General features: G+C 67.0%; 10 protein-coding genes. 8 read left to right on the forward strand and 2 right to left on the reverse strand.

Features of this window, described 5'->3' with window-relative positions; all coding sequences use genetic code 11:
* Positions 1–39 precede the first annotated feature (39 nt).
* The 5 genes from cuyB (at position 40) to BC1002_RS05260 (ending at position 10,951) form a co-directional block, all read left to right on the forward strand.
* A complete protein-coding gene (gene cuyB / locus BC1002_RS05240; protein ID WP_013089025.1) occupies positions 40–1,599 on the forward strand; it encodes a cysteate racemase in 1,560 nt (519 codons plus the stop codon).
* A 220-nt stretch (positions 1,600–1,819) separates the two neighbouring features.
* Complete coding sequence (gene uvrA, locus BC1002_RS05245) at positions 1,820–7,768, forward strand: excinuclease ABC subunit UvrA (protein ID WP_013089026.1); 5,949 nt, start codon at positions 1,820–1,822, stop codon at positions 7,766–7,768.
* A gap of 790 nt (positions 7,769–8,558) precedes the next feature.
* On the forward strand, positions 8,559–9,551 hold the full coding sequence (locus BC1002_RS05250) for a GlxA family transcriptional regulator (RefSeq protein WP_013089027.1): 993 nt from the start codon (positions 8,559–8,561) through the stop codon (positions 9,549–9,551).
* A 116-nt stretch (positions 9,552–9,667) separates the two neighbouring features.
* Complete coding sequence (gene rfbC / locus BC1002_RS05255) at positions 9,668–10,219, forward strand: dTDP-4-dehydrorhamnose 3,5-epimerase (protein ID WP_013089028.1); 552 nt, start codon at positions 9,668–9,670, stop codon at positions 10,217–10,219.
* A 144-nt stretch (positions 10,220–10,363) separates the two neighbouring features.
* Positions 10,364–10,951, forward strand: coding sequence for a GNAT family N-acetyltransferase (locus tag BC1002_RS05260; protein WP_049870200.1), 588 nt, complete (start codon positions 10,364–10,366; stop codon positions 10,949–10,951).
* Positions 10,952–11,168: 217 nt separating this feature from the next.
* On the opposite strand, the gene BC1002_RS36095 is transcribed toward BC1002_RS05260, so the two are convergent.
* Both BC1002_RS36095 and BC1002_RS05270 read right to left on the reverse strand, forming a co-directional pair.
* The gene (locus BC1002_RS36095; protein WP_013089029.1) at positions 11,169–11,330 is read right to left on the reverse strand and encodes a DUF1328 domain-containing protein; all 162 of its coding nucleotides are present in this window, start codon (positions 11,328–11,330) and stop codon (positions 11,169–11,171) included.
* A 256-nt stretch (positions 11,331–11,586) separates the two neighbouring features.
* A complete protein-coding gene (locus tag BC1002_RS05270; protein ID WP_013089030.1) occupies positions 11,587–12,012 on the reverse strand; it encodes a diacylglycerol kinase in 426 nt (141 codons plus the stop codon).
* Positions 12,013–12,410: 398 nt separating this feature from the next.
* Between BC1002_RS05270 and bcsB the strand changes: the two genes are divergently transcribed.
* Genes bcsB through BC1002_RS05285 form a run of 3 tightly spaced genes read left to right on the forward strand, consistent with a single transcriptional unit; the run spans position 12,411 to position 20,056 of the window.
* Positions 12,411–14,816 (forward strand): cellulose biosynthesis cyclic di-GMP-binding regulatory protein BcsB, encoded by a 2,406-nt coding sequence (gene bcsB, locus BC1002_RS05275; RefSeq protein WP_013089031.1) that lies wholly within the window; start codon positions 12,411–12,413, stop codon positions 14,814–14,816.
* A 3-nt stretch (positions 14,817–14,819) separates the two neighbouring features.
* Positions 14,820–16,115, forward strand: coding sequence for a cellulose synthase complex periplasmic endoglucanase BcsZ (gene bcsZ, locus BC1002_RS05280; protein WP_013089032.1), 1,296 nt, complete (start codon positions 14,820–14,822; stop codon positions 16,113–16,115).
* Entirely contained in the window at positions 16,094–20,056 is a 3,963-nt protein-coding gene (locus BC1002_RS05285; protein ID WP_013089033.1) for a cellulose synthase subunit BcsC-related outer membrane protein, read from the forward strand. Before bcsZ ends, BC1002_RS05285 begins: the two co-directional genes overlap by 22 nt.
* Positions 20,057–20,088: the final 32 nt, after the last annotated feature.

The following is a 20,088-nucleotide window of genomic DNA, read 5'->3' on the forward strand; positions in this document are numbered from 1 at the left end:
ATCGAGGGTGGACGCACAGAACGACCGGGGGATCTGATCATGAAGCGTTTTCGTTCGCTGGGTGTGGCGACTGGCGCGGCGCAGTTCGCCAGCGCCGACATCCTCGGCCGGATCAGCACGGCGTCGCGCCGGCCGGGTGCCGCGCGCCCCTTCGATCTGATTCTCGAACCGCGCTCGTGGCCCGGGCCCGCCGCACCCGATGCGACGGACGCGCGGTTCAAGATCCATGTGCTCGACACGATGCGCGCGTTTGAAAAGCGCGGTGTGGACGCGATCGTGCTGCCATGTTTCCTGAGCCACACGTTCATCGATGAACTCACCACCAACGTCACCGTGCCGGTCGCCAACATCATGACGGCGCTGTCCGAGCACGTGCGGTGTACCTATCCGTCGGCCCGGCGCGGCGGCGCCCGGCGCGACGGCGCCCGGCGCGACGGCGCCCGGCGCATCGGCGTCCTGACGTCGGCCGCGATTCGCGCGAACGGGCTGTTCGAGCGCTACTTTGAAGCCGGCCAGTTCGACGTGTGCTATCCGCGCAACGATACTGATTTCGACTGCGTGACGAGCGCCGTCTTCGGCACCGAGGGTATCCGCGCTGGCCGCCTGCACGGCCGGCCCGTCGAGTTGCTGCGCACGGCGTGCGCCGACCTGGTCGCACAGGGCGTCGACGTGATCGTGCCGGGGCTCGTGGAAATCGGCCTCGTGCTGCGCGCGCTCGGGCGCATCGAGGTGCCGCTCGTCGATTCGAACGAGGTGTACGCGCGCTACGTCGCGGCCGCGCAGTACACGCAGCCGCAGCGGGCGTTTCGCCTCGGCGTGGTCGGCGGCATCGGGCCGGCCGCGACCGTCGATTTCATGGGCAAGGTCGTGCGCAATACGCCAGCCGCGCGCGATCAGGACCATATCCGGATCATGGTCGAGCAGAATCCGCAGATCCCGGACCGCACCGCGGCGCTGCTCGGTCGCGGCGACGACCCGACGCTCGCGCTGTACGCCGCCTGCAAGACGCTCGAGGAGGGCGGCGCGGACCTGATCGCGATTCCATGCAATACCGCGCATGCGTTCGTCGAGCGGCTTCAGCCGGCGCTGCGCGTGCCGATCGTCAATATGCTGACCTGTACCGCCGATTATCTGCGGGAGACCTTTCCGGGCCTGCGCGAGGTGGGCGTGCTGGCGACCTCGGGCACGCTCGCGAGCCGCGTCTACGAACAGGTGCTCGACGCGCGCGGCCTGGCGCAGATCGCACCGTCCGCGGCCGCGCAGGCGCGTCTGATGAACGCGATCTACGGGCCGCGCGGCGCGAAGGCTGGGCATACATCGGGCGAATGCTGCGACGACCTCGCGGCGGCCGTCGACGATCTGGTCGCGCAGGGCGTGCAGGTCATCGTGCTCGCATGCACCGAACTGCCGTTGCTGTTGCGCGAGCCGGTGCTCGCGAGCCCGGGCGGGCGGGTGGTGCGGCTCGTCGATCCGACCGACGTGCTGGCGAGGCGTTGCGTAGCGTATGCGCTCGGCGACAGCGCCGCGCGCGGGACGCAGGCGGGTTGCGCGACGCCGGATGCGGCCCGGCCTTCGCAGGTGCAAAGCGCGGCCGGCTAGTCAGACGTCGTGACCGCCGCGCAGCGTTCTGCGCAGCCCCGTCGATCCAGACTTCAGACGCACCTGCGCCTGTCATGGAAAACTGTATAAACATACAGTATAGTATCCCCCTACAGCCAGGCTTCCGGGCGCTCCTCGTGCCTTGCCGGCTGCACCGAACTTGCGCGGTCGCGAGAGCCGGCCGTGAGAGGTGAACCACTCCTTCAGACGGTCGGAAAAATTGTCCTCCAACGACGCAACCCCTGACACCCTCGCCGATACTCCCCAAGCCGGCAAGCCGAGCAGCAACAAGACCCAGGGCACGATCCGCATTCGCGGCGCCCGCCAGCACAACCTGAAAAACGTCGACCTCGACGTGCGCACCGGCGAAATGACGGTCGTCACCGGGCCGTCAGGCTCGGGCAAGTCGAGCCTCGTGTTCGACACGCTGTATGCGGAAGGCCAGCGCCGCTACGTCGAAACCTTCAGTGCCTACGCGCGCCAGTTCCTCGACCGGATGGATCGGCCGCAGGTCGACCGCGTCGACGGCGTACCGCCCGCCATCGCGATCGACCAGACCAACCCGGTGCGCAGCTCGCGCTCCACGGTCGGCACGATGACCGAGCTCAACGACCATCTGAAGCTGCTGTACGCGCGTGCGGCCGAACTGTTCGACCGCCAGACCGCGCATCCGGTGCGGCACGACACGCCGGAGACGATCTACGCGGAACTGCTCGAACGCACCGCGCAGGAGGAGCCGCGGCTCGTCGTCACGTTCCCGGTCGAGCTGCCGGAATCGGCTTCCGAGCAGGAGGTCGAGCAGTGGCTGTCGGCGAGTGGCTATACGCGTGTTCAGGCGCAGCGCGAAGTCGATTCACCGACCGGCAAGCGCAAGCTGCTCGACGTCGTCGCCGACCGCTTCCGGCTGCGTTCGGTCGATAAAGCGCGCGCGATCGAGGCGATCGAGGCATCGCTGAAGCGCGGCGGCGGCCGGGTGAATATCTACGTCCTGCCGGCCACCTCGGACGAACCGCAGACCGCAGCCGCCGAGCCGCGCATCTGGCGTTTTTCCACCGGCCTGCACAGCCCCGAAAGCGATCTGCGCTATGCCGATCCGCAGCCCGCGCTGTTCTCGTTCAACTCGGCCTATGGCGCGTGCGATGCCTGCCGCGGCTTCGGCCGCGTGATCGGCGTCGACCTCGGTCTGGTAATTCCAGATGCGCGCAAGACGCTGCGCGAAGGCGCGGTCAAGCCGATGCAGACGCCCGCGTGGAAGGAATGCCAGGACGACCTGATGCGCTACGCGGCGAAAGCCGACATCCGTCGCGACACGCCGTGGGGCGAGCTCAGCGAGCGCGAACGCAACTGGGTCATCAACGGCTCGCCGGACTGGAACGGCAAGTGGCAGACGCATTGGTACGGCGTCAAACGCTTCTTCGACTATCTCGAATCGAAGGCGTACAAGATGCATATCCGCGTGCTGCTGTCGAAGTACCGCAGCTATACGCCATGCGAAACCTGCGGCGGCGCGCGTCTGAAAACCGAATCGCTGCTGTGGCGTCTCGGCAGCAACGCGAACGCGAACGACGTGCTCGCGCCCGAGCACCGCTTCATGCCGCGCGGCGTGCAGTGGTCGCGCGCGCAGCTCGAAGCGTTGCCCGGTCTTACCGTGCACGATCTGATGCTGATGCCGATCGAGCGCATCCGCCGCTTCTTCGACGACATCACGCTGCCGAGCGCGTTGCTCGACGACGCGCTGAAGCTGCTGCTCGCCGAGGTGCGCACGCGCCTCAAATATCTCTGCGACGTCGGCCTCGGCTATCTGACGCTCGATCGGCAAAGCCGCACGCTGTCGGGTGGCGAGGTGCAGCGCATCAACCTGACCACCGCGCTCGGCACGTCGCTGACCAAAACGCTGTTCGTGCTCGATGAGCCGAGCATCGGCCTGCATCCGCGCGACCTGAACCGCATCGTCGAGGCGATGCACCGGCTGCGCGACGCGGGTAATACGCTGGTCGTGGTCGAGCATGATCCGTCAGTGATGCTCGCGGCGGACCGGCTCATCGACATGGGTCCAGGGCCAGGCGAGCGCGGCGGTTCGATCATATTCGACGGCGCGCCCGATGCGATCCGCTCGACCGGCACGCTGACCGGTGAATATCTCGGCGGCCGGCGCCATGTCGCGGATGCCGCGCACTGGTCGCGTCGCGCGGTCGATGCGAGCACGCCGCGCATCGTGCTCGAAGGCGCGAGCGAGCACAATCTGCGCGACGTCACGGTGGAAATTCCGTTGCAGCGGCTCGTCTGCGTGACCGGCGTGTCGGGTTCCGGCAAATCGACGCTGCTGCAAGACGTGCTGTATCCGGCGATGGCGCGCCACTTCGGCCTTGCCACCGAAGCGCCGGGTGCGTTCAAGTCGCTTAAGGGCGCCGACCAGGTCACCGACGTCGTGTTCGTCGACCAGTCGCCGATCGGCAAGACCGCGCGCTCGAATCCGGCCAGCTACGTCGGCGCGTTCGACGAAATCCGCAAGCTGTTCGCGAAGGCGCCGCTCGCGCAGCAGCGCGGCTACGGCCCCGGCATGTTCAGCTTCAACTCGGGCGACGGCCGCTGCCCGACTTGCGGCGGCTCGGGCTTCGAGCACATCGAAATGCAGTTCCTCTCCGACGTGTATCTGCGCTGCCCCGATTGCGACGGGCGTCGTTATCGCGCGGAAATCCTCGAGGTGAAGATCGAGCGAGGCGAGCCCGCGCGCGCGTTGAGTATCGCCGACGTGCTCGAGCTGACCGTCAGCGAGGCTGCCGCGTACTTCGCCACGGACGCCGAAGTATTGCGCGTTCTCCAGCCGATCGTCGACGTCGGACTCGAATACGTGAAGCTCGGGCAGCCGGTGCCGACGCTGTCGGGTGGCGAGGCGCAGCGGCTCAAGCTCGCGGGTTTTCTCGCGGAATCGGCGCAAGCGCGTACCACGCGTGGCGCGAAGCAGGTAGTCGCGAAGCGTCTGTTCATGTTCGACGAACCGACCACGGGCCTGCATTTCGACGACATCGCCAAGCTGATGCAGGCGTTCGGCAAGCTGCTCGCGAGCGGTCACTCGCTGATCGTGATCGAGCACAACCTCGACGTGATCCGCGCGGCCGACTGGATCATCGACCTCGGTCCCGAAGGCGGCGACGGCGGTGGCCGCGTGTTGTGCGCGGGCGCGCCGGACGAAGTGAAAGCGTGTGCCGAGTCGCATACCGGCGAGGCGTTGCTGCAATACGACCGCGCGATGGGCCTCGCAGCCGAAGCGGAGCCGCCAGGCATCCCGCTGCAGAAGGCACTGAGCGCAGCCCGCGCGCGTCGCGCGATCGAAGGCGAGGACGTCGTGCGCATCGTCAACGCGCGCGAGCACAACCTGAAGGCGCTCGACGTCGACATTCCGCACGGCAAGTTCAACGTGATCACCGGCGTGTCGGGCTCGGGCAAATCGACGCTCGCGTTCGACATCCTGTTCCACGAAGGTCAGCGGCGCTACCTCGAATCATTGAATGCGTACGCGCGCTCGATCGTGCAGCCGGCCGGGCGACCCGAAGTCGACGCGGTGTACGGCATTCCGCCTACCGTCGCGATCGAGCAGCGGCTGTCGCGCGGCGGCCGCAAGAGTACCGTCGCGACGACCTCGGAGGTGTGGCACTTCCTGCGTCTGCTGTACGTGAAGCTCGGCTTGCAGCATTGCATTCACGACGGCACGCCGGTCACGTCGCAAAGCGCCGAATCGATTGCCGCGCAGTTGCTGCGCGATCACAAGGGCCAGCATGTCGGCTTCCTCGCGCCGCTCGTCGTGAACCGCAAGGGCGTCTATACCGACCTCGCGAAATGGGCGAAAGCGCGCGGCAATACGCATCTGCGGGTGGACGGCGAGTTCGTGCCGGTCGATCCCTGGCCGAAGCTCGACCGCTTCCGCGAGCACACGATCGAACTGCCGGTCGCCGACCTCGTCATCTCGGCCGATCATGAAGCCGAACTGCGCGAAGCGCTCGATCAGACGCTCGACATCGGCAAAGGCATCATGCATTTGCTCGCGCCGCTCGACGGCTTGCACGACGCGATCAACGGCGGCAAGTCCACCGCGAAGCTCGGCGACGTGAAGGTGCTGTCGACGAAGCGCGCGTGTCCGGTGTGCGGCACCAGCTATCCCGAGCTCGATCCGCGCATGTTCTCGTACAACAGCAAGCATGGCTGGTGCACGAGCTGCGTCGGCACGGGGCTGTCGCTGACGCGCGAGCAGCGCGCCGCGTACGACGACACGATCGTCGTCGATGACAATCGCGGCCGCGAACAGAGCTTGCCGTCGGAAGAGCAGGAACCGGAAGGGCTCGTCGACGAGCCGTGTCCGGATTGCGCGGGCACACGTCTGAATCCGGTCGCGCGTGCCGTCACGTTCGACTCGCAGGCGATCGTCGATGTCGCGCAATGGACCGTGTCCGACACGCGCGCATGGATCGATACGCTGCAGATGACAGGCCGCGATGCCGAAATCGCACGCGACGTGGTCAGTGAAATCGGCAGCCGGCTGCAGTTCCTCGAAGAAGTCGGGCTCGGCTATCTGAGCCTCGATCGCGCGGCGCCGAGTTTGTCGGGCGGCGAAGCGCAGCGCATCCGGCTCGCCGCGCAGCTCGGCAGCAATCTGCAAGGTGTGTGCTATGTGCTCGACGAGCCGACCATCGGTCTGCATCCGCGCGACAACCAGATCCTGCTGAACGCGCTGCGCAAGCTCGGCGACAAGGGCAATACGCTAGTCGTCGTCGAGCATGATGAGGACACGATCCGGCGCGCCGATCACATCATCGATATCGGGCCTGGCGCAGGCAAACGCGGCGGTACGCTGATCGCGCAGGGCAGCGTCGCCGACCTGTCGGCGCAGGCCGATTCGCTGACCGGGCGCTTTCTCGCGCAGCCGATCGTGCATCCGCTGCAGCCGCGTCGCGAGGTCGTCGCGCCGGGCAAGCGTGCGGCTGCCGTTCCCGAGAACTGGCTGACCGTGCATGGCGGCAAGCTGCACAACCTGCGTGACGTGACGGTCGGCATTCCGCTCGCGCGGCTCGTCGCGGTGACGGGCGTCAGCGGCTCGGGCAAGTCGACGCTCGCGCGCGACGTGCTGATGACCAATCTGCTCGATGCGGTCGGGCGCTCGGTGCTGTCGTCGCCGGCCACGCGGCGTGCGCGGGCGGCCGCCGAAGAGAAACCGGCCGCGAACCGGCGCTCGAGCGTGCTCGCGCGTTCGGCGCCGCGTGCGCCGCTGAACGTCACGCACACGTGGCAGGGCTGCGATTCGGTCACCGGCTGGGAAAACATCGACCGCGTGCTCGAAGTCGATCAGACGCCGATCGGCAAGACGCCGCGTTCGTGTCCCGCCACCTACATCGGCGTGTGGGATGCGATCCGCAAGCTGTTCGCGGGCACGCTGGAGGCACGTGCGCGCGGCTATACGGCGTCGCGTTTCTCGTTCAATACCGGCGAGGGCCGCTGCCCCGCATGCGAGGGCCAAGGCGTACGCACGATCGGCATGAGCTTCCTGCCCGACGTGAAAGTGCCATGCGACGTTTGCCACGGTCAGCGCTTCAATCCGGAGACGCTCGCGGTCACGTGGCGCGGCAAGAACATCGGCGACGTGCTGACGATGGAAATCGACGAAGCGGTCGAGTTCTTCGCGTCGATCACGAACATCGGGCATCCGCTGCAACTGATGAAAGATGTCGGGCTCGGCTATCTGACGCTCGGCCAGCCATCGCCGACGCTGTCGGGCGGCGAGGCGCAGCGCATCAAGCTCGTCACCGAGCTGAGCAAGGTGCGCGACGACCTCACTCGGCGCGGCCAGAAGCCGCCGCACACGCTATATGTGCTCGACGAGCCGACGGTCGGCCTGCACATGGCGGACGTCGCGAAGCTGATCCGCGTGCTGCATCGGCTCGTGGATGGCGGGCATAGCGTGGTCGTCATCGAGCACGATCTCGACGTGATCGCCGAGGCGGACTGGATCATCGATCTCGGTCCGGAGGGCGGCGTGGGCGGCGGTACGATCGTTGCGGCAACCGATCCGGAAAGCCTGTCGCGCGTGGCCGCGAGTCACACGGGCGCGGCTTTGCGGCCGGTGCTCGCGCGCACGGCCGCAACGGCAACGCTGGCCGGCGAAGGAACGAATGGCTGAGGCAAGCTGACTAGCGGCGGCGCGGCCGTTGCGCGCCGCCGCTATCCCAACCCACTGTTTGCTCGCATTTCGGGCGCGCCCATCAGACGTGCCGTTGCAACTTCGCCGGTTGCTACGGCCGGCGCTTTGTGGCATGTGCGCCACACATGATTGCTGCGCTGCATCCAGGTATCACAGCCTCCCCGAACCGGCGGCATACGCGAGCTTCATTCATACGAAAGCGCTCCGCGATGTTTCAAAATAGAAACGTTTTTAGAACCCCCGATAAATCAGCATTTGGATATTAATTTCCGGCCTATCAGGAATGCCACGGTAATGCCTAATGCCGCGGGGAATAACTTTACGCTTTGCGAATAAACTACCGAATTGCGCGGACATAATCGGGTCGATAAGCAGTTCACAATTGAAACATTTTTGCACCGGCAAGAAACGTACTCGGTAAGGTGGAATCACTATGCTTCGCATTATCGGCAACTTTGCCCGAGCGGGCGAGAGTGCCGTCCACCAAGGCTTTGCGGTAAGATATCCCCACGCTCTGCGCTCAGCCTTGCATAGTTGCCGGGCCTGTCGGGCGCTCATATCAATCTCTCAATAACGGCTTTTCCTCAGACATTGATCGCCGTGATGAAATCTGCTTTTCAAATTTACTATAGCGATCCATTCCGCTAACATCACGCTTAATCCTTTATCCGGCGTTAGTCCGTTTTCCCGCCGTAATAACGCATTCTCCCGTTCCGTCTGATGACGGGGCAAATCGGGGTCCACAACGTAGCCCGTTTGGGGAAAGATCATGCCGCACATGCACCTTGATACAACGAGAATTACGTGGCTTCACACGCCTGCGTTGAACGTCCGTACTGCAGCGCGGCGAATCGGCATTCTGCTGTTCGACGGCTTCTGGCTGCTCGGCCCCGGTACCGTCGTGGAAATGTTCCAGACCGCCAATGAGTTCGCGGGCACGCGAGCGGGCGAAGATCCGCCCTACGAGGTGCAGTTCCTGTCGACGGAAGGCGGCAATGTCGCCAGCTCGTCGTCGGCGCGCATCTGGACTGATCGCATCGACACGCGCTTTGGCGGCGGTTTCGACGTGCTGTTCATCGCGGGCGGCTACGGCGCCCACGTGGCCGCCCGCGACGAACGCCTGCTGAACTGGCTGCGCGCCGTGCAATCGCGCACCCGCGCGATCGAAACGATCGGCGAGGGACGCCTCGTGCTCGAAGCGGCCGGCCCGACCGAGCATGATGGCCTGATGAGCCGCTATCCCGGCGCGAGCGCGAGCGAAGGCGCGTTCAGCGCGGCCAACGACCGTCACGACTGCGCGCGCAGCGCGCTGATGTTCATCAAGCGCGACCTGGGCGCGGAGCTCGCACGCAGCGTCGCCGATCGCGTGATGCCCGGCATGGCCTCGACGTGGGTACCGCTGCCGGCCGAGGGCGGCACGCTGAGCGTCGCCGAAAAGATTCGCGCGGCCGCGCGCTGGATGGAGGCGAACTGCGACCGTCCGGTGTCGGTCGCCGATGCCGCGCAGGTCGCCGCCATGAGCGAGCGCAATTTCCTGCGCCGTTTCAAGCACGAGATGCAAGTCACGCCGTCTGACTACCTGCTGCAGGTGCGGCTGCGCATCGCGTGCAACTTCCTGACCGAGACCGAATTGCCGGTCGACAAGATCGCGCGTCGCAGCGGCACCGGCAACGGTGATCGTCTCGCGAAAATCTTCCGCAAGCGCATGGCTTTGTCGCCAACCGAATATCGTGCCCGAAGCCGGGCGGCCACTGAGGCGTAGCATGTATCTATAGCATGCGATAGCGCGCCCGCGCCGCGGGCGCGCCTCGGCTGTTGGACGCGGTCGCGAGAGCGGCCGTATCTTCGCTGGCCAGCCTTTTTACGAGCACAGTGGCGATGGGCAACAGGGTCATGGCGACGGCATTGCCGGAGGTGAAACTCATCGAGCCGGAAGTGTTCATCGACGAGTACGGCTTCTGCTTCGAGAGTTTCAGCGCGGACGAATTTTCGGACGACGTCGCGCAAGGTTTCAACTTCGTGCAAGACCGCCATCTGCGCGCCGTGCATGGCGTGCTGCGCGGCTTGCACTACCAGGTGCAGCGTCCGCAGGGACGGCTGCTGCGCGTCGTGCGCGGCGAGATCTTCGACGTCGCAGTCGACGTGCGCCTGAACTCCCCGAACTTCGGCAAATGGAGCGGCGAGTATCTGAACGAGGAGAACCAGCGGCAGATCTGGGTGCCGCCCGGTTTCGCGCACGGCTTCGTCGTGCTGTCCGAGGTCGCCGAATGCGTGTGGAAGACCACCGAGTATTGGTTTCCCGAGCTCGAACGCTGCCTGCTGTGGTCCGATCCCGACATCGGCATCGACTGGCCGATCGACTTTCAACCGATTCTCGGCAGCAAGGATGCGGCGGGTCGCCGTCTGTACGAAGCCGAAAACATCTCGTGAGCGACGGGTGACCGGCCAGAGTTTTTACGACATTTTTTCTTGAGACGCTCACGCGCCAACCCTACACTTCGGCCATCGAATCAGTACGAGGTGCTCAACGTGAAGCGTCGCGCAAGCCATCCGCAATCCGTTCCGGTCCGCTAGATATGTCGTGGCGCCGTCCACGTCGAACTCAGACGCTTCGACGCATCGCGTGATTCGTTCGCGGCGTTGACGGCGCTGCTGCATCGCGTGTTCGCGCCGCTCGGCGCGCAGGGGCTCAATTGCACGTGCGTGGATCAGACCATCGAGACGACGCGCGAGCGCGTGCTGCGCGGCGATTGCCATGTCGCGGTATGCGACGGACACATCGTCGGCACGATGACGCTCTATGCTTCGGATGGCGAAGCATCATGCGAGCTATACCGGCACGGTGATGTCGCGAGCTTGCGACAGTTCGCGGTCGATCCCGCGTGGCGCGCGGCGCGCGGCATCGGCACGTTGCTGATCGCGTTCGCCGAACGCTGGGCCGCAACACGCGGCTATGCGCAACTCGCACTCGATACCCCGCAACCGGCCACTCGGCAGATCGCGTTCTATCGCGGGCAGGGGTTTCGCATCGTCGATTTCATGCGCTTCGCGGACAAGCGCTACGACAGCGCGATTCTGAGCAAGCCGCCGGTTGCGATGCGCACGCTCGCGAACTGGTCGCCGCGTCTGCATGCGACGCCGCGGATCGCGCACGCGGCCTGAAGCGATGCCGCACACGCCGCGGCATACAGATTAAAAGCAGCGGAATAGAAGTGGGTCGAAGCGCCCGATGCGTCGGCAACTATTGCAATATGCTGCGGCAAGTATTGCAACGGCGGCAACGGCGACGGCAGCGGTGCAATCCTGAACGCGGCACCAACGCAGCGTCGCCGGTTCGCATCGGGCGAGGCGTGAATTCACCGAACGCTGTATGCAGCCGTCAGCGTCGGATCACGCCCATCAGCAGGGTGACGAGGAAGATCACCAGGAAGATGAAGAACAACACCTTGGCGATTTCGGTTGCGCCCGCGGCAATGCCTCCAAAGCCGAACACTGCGGCGATGATGGCGATGATGAAGAAAATCACAGCGTATCGAAGCATGGTGCCTCCACCGGTGGATTGTTGAAATGACGTTTGAACGGCGCCCCGTTGCGTACGTCACGCGGCTTCACGGCTCAGATGCCGGCGAGCGGAATTCAGCAATCGTTGTGCCATCGCTGGATGCCGCCAACGTTTGCGTCAGGAATGTTTCGCGGCACGCGAAATTGTCGTTGAGCCCGCGCTAACGTTTGCATTGCGCCTTACTGGGCGCGCAACGTGCCAACCATGCTGCGGACTGCATAGAACGCGTCGAGCCTCACGCACGCAGCCAGTGATACGCCAGCGGCCCGCACAACACGCCCCACGTCAGCACACACATCAGCAGCGCAACGGTCACGGCCGCGCTGCCGCAGTCCTTCGCGCGTTTTGACAATTCATGCCGCTCGAACGAGATCCGGTCGATCGCGGCCTCGACCGCCGAATTCAATAGCTCCACCAGCAGCACGAGCAGCACCGATCCGATCAGCAGCACGCGCGAGATGGCATCGACCGGCATCAGGAACGCGGCGGGCACGAGGATCGCCGCGAGCGCGGCTTCCTGACGAAACGCGCTTTCCGCGCGCAATGTCGCGACGATGCCAGCGTACGAATGCCGCAACGCGAACAAGCCGCGCAGCGGACCGCTGCGTTTCGCGGGCGGCGCGATGGTCGAGTGAGCGGGGGAGTCGGCAGGATCACGCATGTTTCGAGATGACTTTTGATGTGCAGCAAATGACCGTGAATGTTACAAGATGTCAATGAAGAGGCAAATTGTGATATCTTTGCGCCGCCCAACAGCGGCAGGCACTTGGCACCTTCCCGCCTGACCGACCGGCTTCGGAGAATGAACACAACGCATAACCGGTTAGGGCTGCTGCCGATTGCGCTCAAATCTCAAATGTTGGTCACCCCCGTTGCTCGTCCCGCTCAAGGTTTCGCCGGATTTTCCGTATACGAGGAATGGTGCGCCGCCTGTCTCCGCTAAGGCGCGCGCCCGGCAGTCCGTTTTCCCACTTCGCGCGTTCGCGCGGCAGACCGGATTCGTACCGCAAGCGGCGCGCTCGGGCGCGCACGGTCGATGTCCAACAAGCTGAGCTGTTCATGAAACCAGTTGTGTCGTTGTGCGTTGCGCTGACCGCCGTTGTCGGCGCGTTGTATGCCGTCGCGTCGGGCGCCGCGCCCTCGGTACCGGTCGTCGCCGCCGCGGCGAATCCGCCGGCCGCGCTCGCTGTCGCCAGCGTGAGTGCCGCCAAGGCCAATCCCAGCGCCAACTACCTCGACAATGACGCCAGCGTCCCACCGCCCGCATCAGGCTCCAGCACATCGCGCGTTTCATTCGCGACCCTGGGCGCATATCAGCCGCTGACGCTGCGCGGTGTCGAAGACGCACGCACCGTCAATCTCGGCGTGCGGCTCGATCGCGTGGTCACGGCAGCGCGCCTGCGCTTGCGCTACACGTATTCGCCGGCGCTGGTGTTCGCGATGTCGCATCTGAAGGTGTCGGTCAACAACGAAGTGGTCGCGACCGTGCCGTTCGATCGCGAGCACGCCGGCAAGCTCGTCACCCAGGACATCCCGCTCGATCCGCGGTTTCTGACCGACTACAACCAGATCGGTCTGCGCCTGATCGCGCATTACACGCTCGAGCATTGCGAAGACCCCGAGAACTCGGCGCTGTGGGCCGACGTCAGTCCGTCGAGCGAATTCATCGTCGATACCGCGCCGATCCGCTTGCCCGACGATCTCGCGCTGCTGCCCGCGCCATTCTTCGATCACCGTGACGCGAACCGGCTGCGTCTGCCGTTCGTGCTGCCGGCCGCCGTCGACAACGCGACTTTGCGCAGCGCGGGCGTACTCGCTTCATGGTTCGGCGCGCAGGCCGATTACCGGCAGGCACGTTTTCCGGCGCTGTCGGCGCTGCCCACGGACTCGCACGCGGTCGTCGTCGCGCGCAGCGAGCAGTTGCCCGCCGGCCTCACGCTGCCGCCGATCAACGGCCCGATGCTGATCGTCGCCGACAATCCCGTCGCGCAGAACCGCAAGCTGCTGATCGTGACCGGCCGCAGCGCCGCCGAAGTCGATGAAGCGAGCACCGCTCTGGTGCTCGGCACGACCGCGCTCGCGGGTCCCGCGGTGCGCATCACGCAGCTCGCCGCCGGCGCGCCGAGGAAGCCGTACGACGCGCCGCGCTGGGTGCCGGTCGACCGGCCGGTCTCGTTCAAGGAACTGATCGACGATCCGTCGCAACTGCAGGTGCGCGGCAGCACGCCCGACGCGATCCGCCTGAACCTGCGCGTGCCCGCGGATTTGTACTCGTGGAACGGCGCGGGCGTGCCGCTGAATCTGAAGTACCGCTACACGGCGCCGACCGTGCAGAACAACTCGGCGCTCGCGGTGCAGATCAACGATCAGCTGGTCAAGTCGTACCGGCTCGCGCTCGCGACCGCCGATGACGCGCAGGGTCGCCTGCAACTGCCGGTGCTGTCGAACAACGCCAACCGTGCGACGAGCGCGCTCGATATTCCGGCATTCCGCGTCGGCAGCTCGAACCAGTTGCAGCTGCGCTTCAATCTCGATTCGCAGAAGACCGGGCTTTGCCAGGGCGTCGCGACGAACCCGGTGCAGGCCGCGGTCGATCCCGACTCGACGATCGACTTCTCGGACTTCGTTCACTACGCACGGATGCCGAACCTTGCGTTCTTCGCGAACAGCGGCTTTCCGTTCACGCGCTACGCGGACCTGTCGCAAACGGCCGTCGTGATTCCCGAGCATCCGGCGCCGCAGGAACTCGAAAGCCTGCTGACGATGCTCGGCCACATGGGGCAATGGACCGGCTATCCCGCGCTGCGCGTGCAGGTCGCGCGGCCGCCCGAGCTCGCGCAGCTGAACGGCAAGGACCTGCTCGTGATCGGCGGCAACGGCTCGGCGCCGTGGCTCACGCGCTGGCCGCATGCGTTACCGCTGACGATCGGCGCCCAGTCGGGCGACGCCGCTGCCTCAGGCCTCACTGCGTCGGGCGCCGCTGCGTCGAGCCCACTCGCGCGGGCCTCGTTCGCGGTCGACGAGCAGTGGCACAGCGCCGCCCGGCGCGACGGCGCCCCGCACAGCGACACGCGTCGGCCGGACGGCGGCGCGCGCATCGAACGCGACGGACCGCTGGCCGCGCTGATGGGCTTCGAATTGCCGGGCAGCCATGGACGCAGCGTCGTCGCACTGAGCGCCACCGATCAGCAGCAGTTGCCGCAACTGCTCGACATGCTCGAAAAGCCGGACCGCGTCGCGCAATTGCAGGGCGACGTCGCTTTGCTGCGCGATGGCAAGGTGGACAGCATGCGCGTCGGCGACACCTATCTGGTCGGCTATGTACCCTGGTATGCGCGGCTGTGGAGCAAGGCGATCCAGCATCCGGTGCTGCTCGGCGTGCTCGGCGCGCTCGCCGGCTTGCTGCTCGCGATCGGCGCGTTCACCGCATTGCAGGAACTGGCCGCGCGGCGCCGGGGAGTGTGATCGATGAGTCAGTCGAAGGGCAGAGCGCTGTGGCGGGCAGTGCGCGATCGGGTGGGCGTTGAAAGTGGCGCGGGCCTGCGCGCGAGGTTCGCGCGCAGACTCGTGCGAACAACGGCGGGCGTTCCGGCAACGGTGCTGGCCACGATGCTGACGCTCGCGAGCAGCCACAACGCGTTTGCCACGCAAGCGCCGCAGCCGGGCCGCGCCGACCTCACCGCTTGCGCCGCCGCGCCCTGGCCGCGCTGGCAGCAATTCAAGCGCGATTTCCTGTCCGCCGATGGCCGCGTGATCGACGTTGGTTCGTCCGACGAGCGCACGGTGTCGGAGGGGCAATCGTACGCACTGTTTTTCGCGCTGGTCGCGAACGACCGCGCGGCCTTCGACACGATCCTGCGCTGGACCGAGCAGCATCTTTCCCAAGGCGACCTGACCGCGCGTCTGCCGGCGTGGCTGTGGGGCCGCTCGTCCGACGGCAACTGGGCCGTGCTCGACGCGAATGCATCGTCGGATGCCGACTTGTGGATCGCCTATGCGCTGCTCGAAGCGGGCGACGCGTGGCGCGAGCGCAGCTACACGGCGCGCGGCGCGGTGCTCGCCCGCCGCGTGCTCGACGAGGAAACGGCCAACGCGCCGGGGCTCGGCTTGACCTTGCTGCCGGGGCCGGCCGGCTTTCATCCGGAGGCCGACGTGTGGCGGGTCAATCCGAGCTACATGCCGCCGCAGGTGCTGCGCGGCCTAGCTACGCGGCTGCCCGACGATCCGCGCTGGCCGCGTTTGCTCGCGAGCACGAGCCGCATCCTGATCGATACCGCGCCGCAGGGCTTCTCGCCGGATTGGGCGTTGTATCGCGCGAACCGCGGCTTCGCACCCGACGCCGAGACCCACGCCGAGAGCGCGTACAACGCGATTCGCGTGTACCTGTGGGCCGGCATGCTCGACCGGCGCGATCCGCTCGCGCCGGCGCTGCTCGCGCGCTTCGCGCCGTTCGCGAACTTCATCGCCGCGCACGGCGCGCCGCCCGAGACAGTCGACGCGACCAACGGCCGTGCCGGCATCAACATGGGCAACGCCGGTTTTTCGGCGGCGGCCGTGCCGTTTCTCGATGCGCGCGGCCAGCCCGCGCTCGCCGATGCGCAGATCGCACGCGCCGCCGCGCTCGATCGCGAGACGGCCGCCGGCTATTACACGAGCGTGCTGAGCCTGTTCGCGCTCGGCTGGCGCGAAGGCCGCTATCGTTTCGCCGCCGACGGCACCCTCGATCCGCACTGGAGCACGTCGTGCCGCGCCGCGCCGCAGTAACACGCGCGGCGCGCTTCGGCGTGCTCGCGTGCGCATGCGCCGCGGCGATGACGGGTCACGCATACGGCAACGCGAGGCAAGCAGAAGCGATGCGCACGACGGCCGCGCGCCCGGCCGCCATCGGTACACCGGCGGCGCCCGCTGCTTCGCCAACCATAGCGCCGCCACGAGACCCCGCCGCGCAACGCCTGCTCGCGACCGCGCGCATGTGGTCGACCAAACATCGCGACGACCTCGCGTTGCAGGCGGTCAACAAGGCACTGCTCGCCGCGCCCGGCGATCCGACCTTGCTCGCCGAGCAGGTGCGCATCGAATTGCGTCTCGGGAAAGCGCAAGCCGCGCAGGCGACGCTCGCACGCTTGCGTGCCGAAGCGCCAGGCAGCGCCGTGATCCACCTGCTCGACGACGAATTCCGCGTCGCCACCAACGGCCGCGAGGAATTCGCGACCGTGCGTCTGCTCGCGCGTAGCGGCCAGTCCGCCGAAGCGGCGCGGCGCTTGCAGCTGTTGTTTCCGCACGGTGCGCCGTCCGGCTCGCTCGGCGCCGAGTACTACCAGATTCTCGCGGGCACGCCCGAGGGGCGCGAGCAAGCGCTGGTCGCGCTGCATCGGCGGATCGCCGCCGATCCGTCCGACGTCGACGCGGCGCTCGTGCTCGCGAATCTGCTGAACACGCGCGGCGAGACGCGCGCGGAAGCCAACCGCATCGCGTGGAATCTGGCGACGCGGCCCGACTCCGATCGCACGGCCTCGCTCGACACGTGGCGTCACGTGCTGCAATCGGCGGGGGCGGACCTAGACTATCTGCCGGCATTGCGAGCGTATCTGCAACTCGTGCCGGACGACACCGAATTCCGCGAGCGGGTCGCGACGCTCGAAGCGCGCCTCGACGCGCAACGGCAACTCGAACGCAACCCTGACTACATCGCGCAGCAGCGCGGTCTGCAAGCGCTCGCGCGCAACGATCTCACGGCCGCCGAGCCGCTGCTCGCGCGCGCGGCGAGCGCGCGTCCCGACGATGCCGATGCGGTCGGCGGTCTCGGCATCGCGCGCATGCGGGCCGGGCGGCACGACGAAGCGCGCACGCTGTTTCTGCGCGCGGCCGCGCTCGCGCCCGACAACCGGACGAAATGGCAAAGCCTCGCGCGCACCGCGCAATTCTGGGGCACGCTCGCGCAAGGCCGCACGGCCGCCGCGGCGGGCCACGCGCAGGATGCGGAGCGGGCGGCGCGCGCGGCGCTCGCGATGGAGCCGGACAACCCGGACGCGAAGCTGATGCTCGCCGACGCGCTGCTCGCGCAGCACGACTGGCGCGCGGCCGAGCCGCTGCTGCGCGACATGCTGAGCGGGCAGACGCCGAGCGTGGCAGCGCTGCGCAGCACCCAAACACTTTTCGAAAACACCGGCCGCGCGGCGCAGGTCGAGCCGTTGATCGACGCGTTGCAAAGCCGCTTCACAGCCGCGGACGATCGCGCAAGCCTTGCTCGTCTGCGTGCCGATCTGCTTGCCAAACAGGCGGACCAGTTGCTCGCCGACGGCGAGCGCGGTCCCGCTGCGCAACGCTATGAAGCCGCCTTGCGCAGCGAGCCCGACGCAGCGTGGACGCGTTTCGCGCTCGCGCGTCTGTACCGCGATCTCGGCCTCCCGCAACTCGGCCGCAACGTGATGGACGAGGGTCTCGCGCTCGCGTCATCGGCCGAGATGCGCTATGCAAACGCGCTTTACCGCAATTCGCTCGACGACCTGAGCGGCGCGCAAGCGGCGCTCGCGCTGATCCCGGAGCAGGAGCGCACCGAGGGCATGCGCGCGCTCGATCGCAATCTGCAAACGCAACGAAGGCTCGCCGACGCGCGCGCCGCATTTGCACGCGACGATCGCGCAAGCGCGCTCCGCCTGCTCGACGAGGCACGCGCGTTGGCCGGGGACGATCCGAATCTGCTCGCGTCGGTCGGCGCGCAGTGGATCGACGCGGGCGACGCCGGGCGCGGTCTCGCAGTGCTGCGCGACTGGATCGACGCGCATCCGGGCGAGGCGGACGCGGACGTGCGACTGCGTTACGGCGATCTGCTCGGCAGCGCGCGACGCGACGCGGAACTGTCCGCTTGGCTACAGCAGTTGCGTGACGATCCGCGGCTGAAGCTGGACGCCGCGCAACACGCGCGCCTCGAGGATCAGGCGCTGCGTGCGGCCTTACGTCAAACCGACGAAGCGATCGATCAGCGGGATTACGAAGCGGCCCAGCAGCGACTCGCGGCGGTCAGCCCCGCCGGTCGGCGCGACAATCGCTACACGCTCGAACTCGCCGACCTGCAGCGCGTGCAGGGCCACTACGCGGCGGCGCGGGCGACGTTGGCGCCACTGCTCGCCGCACAGCCCAACGATGCGCAAGCGCAGCTCGCGCTGGCCCGCGTGCTGGAGCAGAGCGGCCAGCGCGGCGCCGCGCTGCGCGTCGTGCACGACGTGCTCGACGGCGCCGCGCCCGACGACGTCGACACGCGGCTCTCGGCCGCGCGCCGGCTCGCCGCGTTGAACGAAGCGCGCGACGCGCAGCAGATCACGACGGCGCTGCGCGTCGCGTATCCGACGCGGCCGGACGTGACGGTGCAAAGCGGGCGCATCGCCGAAGACCTCGGGCAGTACGAGGATGCCGCTTCGCTGTACCGTTTGTCGCTCGCGCAGGAACGCTCGGCGGGCGTGCGCGCGGGCCCCGATGGCACGCCCGCGCGCGCCGCGCTCGACGATCTCGAACAGCGCCGCAATCCGTCGATCGAGACCGGCTGGCTGCCCGCGTATAAGTCCGGCGACGCGGGCATCTCGCAGCTGCGCGCGTGGCAGGTGCCGGTGTACGTGCAGATCCCGTATCGCTATGACGGCCATTTCTTCGCGCACATCGATACCGTGCATCTCGACGCGGGCACGCTGGATGTCAGCGACGCCAACGCGTTCACGCGCGATACCTTCGGCAGCTTCGGCGCGGCCGACAAGCTCGGCACGTCGCTCGGCCTGTCGCCGCAGCAACTCGCCACGCTGGCCGCGGGCTTGCCGTATCTGCATCAGTCGGCCACCGGCGTCGCGCTCGGCGCCGGCTACACGTCCGACGCGTGGCGCTTCGACTTCGGCACGACGCCGCTCGGTTTCCCCGTGTCGTATCTCGTCGGCGGCGTGCGCTATCGGTTCGACGCGGGACCGGCGAGCTTGTCGGTCAGCGGCTCGCGCCGTCCGGAAACCGGTAGCCAGTTGTCGTATGCCGGCATGCACGATCCGGTCACCGGCACGGTGTGGGGCGGCGTGCGCCGCGATGGCATCGACCTGCATGCGTCGTTCGATCTCGGCGCGGCGAACCTGTTCGCCGATCTCGGCGCGGGCGAGCTGACCGGGCGCAACGTCGCGAGCAATCAGGAATTCACACTGCGCACCGGTTTCACGATGCCGGTCTATCGGCGCGCGAACTCACTGGTGAGCGCGGGCCTCGTCGGCAACGCGTGGCACTACACGAACAACCTGCGCTTCTATTCGTTCGGGCAGGGCGGTTACTACAGTCCGCAGCGCTATCTGTCGCTCGGCGTGCCGCTCGAATGGCTGGGGCGGCATGGCGCGCTGAAGTGGGATCTTAGCGCGACCGTCGGCGTGTCGAACTCGTACGAGCGGAGTTCGCCGTACTACCCGAACGGTCTGCCCGCCGGGCTCGGCGCGGCGCCGGGGCTCGACAGTCTCGTCAATGCGGCCAGCTCGACACGCGGCGTCGCGTTTTCGTATGGGCTCGCGGGCGTCGTCGAGTACCGCGCCGATCCGCATCTGGTGTTGGGCGCGCAGTTGAGCATCGATCGCTCGCACGACTACGCGCCGAGCGCCGCGCTCGTGTATCTGCGCTACACGTTCGATGCGCGCAGGCAGGACAACCGTCTGTCGCCGCAGCCGGTACGGCTTTATTCGAGCTATTGAACGGCGATGCAACGAGACCTGGGACAGCAGAC

Origin of the sequence: Paraburkholderia atlantica, from assembly GCF_000092885.1 — a bacterium.
Classification (GTDB): domain Bacteria; phylum Pseudomonadota; class Gammaproteobacteria; order Burkholderiales; family Burkholderiaceae; genus Paraburkholderia; species Paraburkholderia atlantica.

Coding starts and splice junctions, on each gene's coding strand:
- cuyB (WP_013089025.1), top strand. CDS start 40: ATGAAGCGTTTTCGTTCGCTGGGTGTGGCGACTGGCGCGGCGCAGTTC.
- BC1002_RS05250 (WP_013089027.1), top strand. CDS start 8,559: ATGCCGCACATGCACCTTGATACAACGAGAATTACGTGGCTTCACACG.
- rfbC (WP_013089028.1), top strand. CDS start 9,668: ATGGGCAACAGGGTCATGGCGACGGCATTGCCGGAGGTGAAACTCATC.
- BC1002_RS36095 (WP_013089029.1), bottom strand. CDS start 11,330: ATGCTTCGATACGCTGTGATTTTCTTCATCATCGCCATCATCGCCGCA.
- BC1002_RS05270 (WP_013089030.1), bottom strand. CDS start 12,012: ATGCGTGATCCTGCCGACTCCCCCGCTCACTCGACCATCGCGCCGCCC.
- bcsB (WP_013089031.1), top strand. CDS start 12,411: ATGAAACCAGTTGTGTCGTTGTGCGTTGCGCTGACCGCCGTTGTCGGC.
- bcsZ (WP_013089032.1), top strand. CDS start 14,820: ATGAGTCAGTCGAAGGGCAGAGCGCTGTGGCGGGCAGTGCGCGATCGG.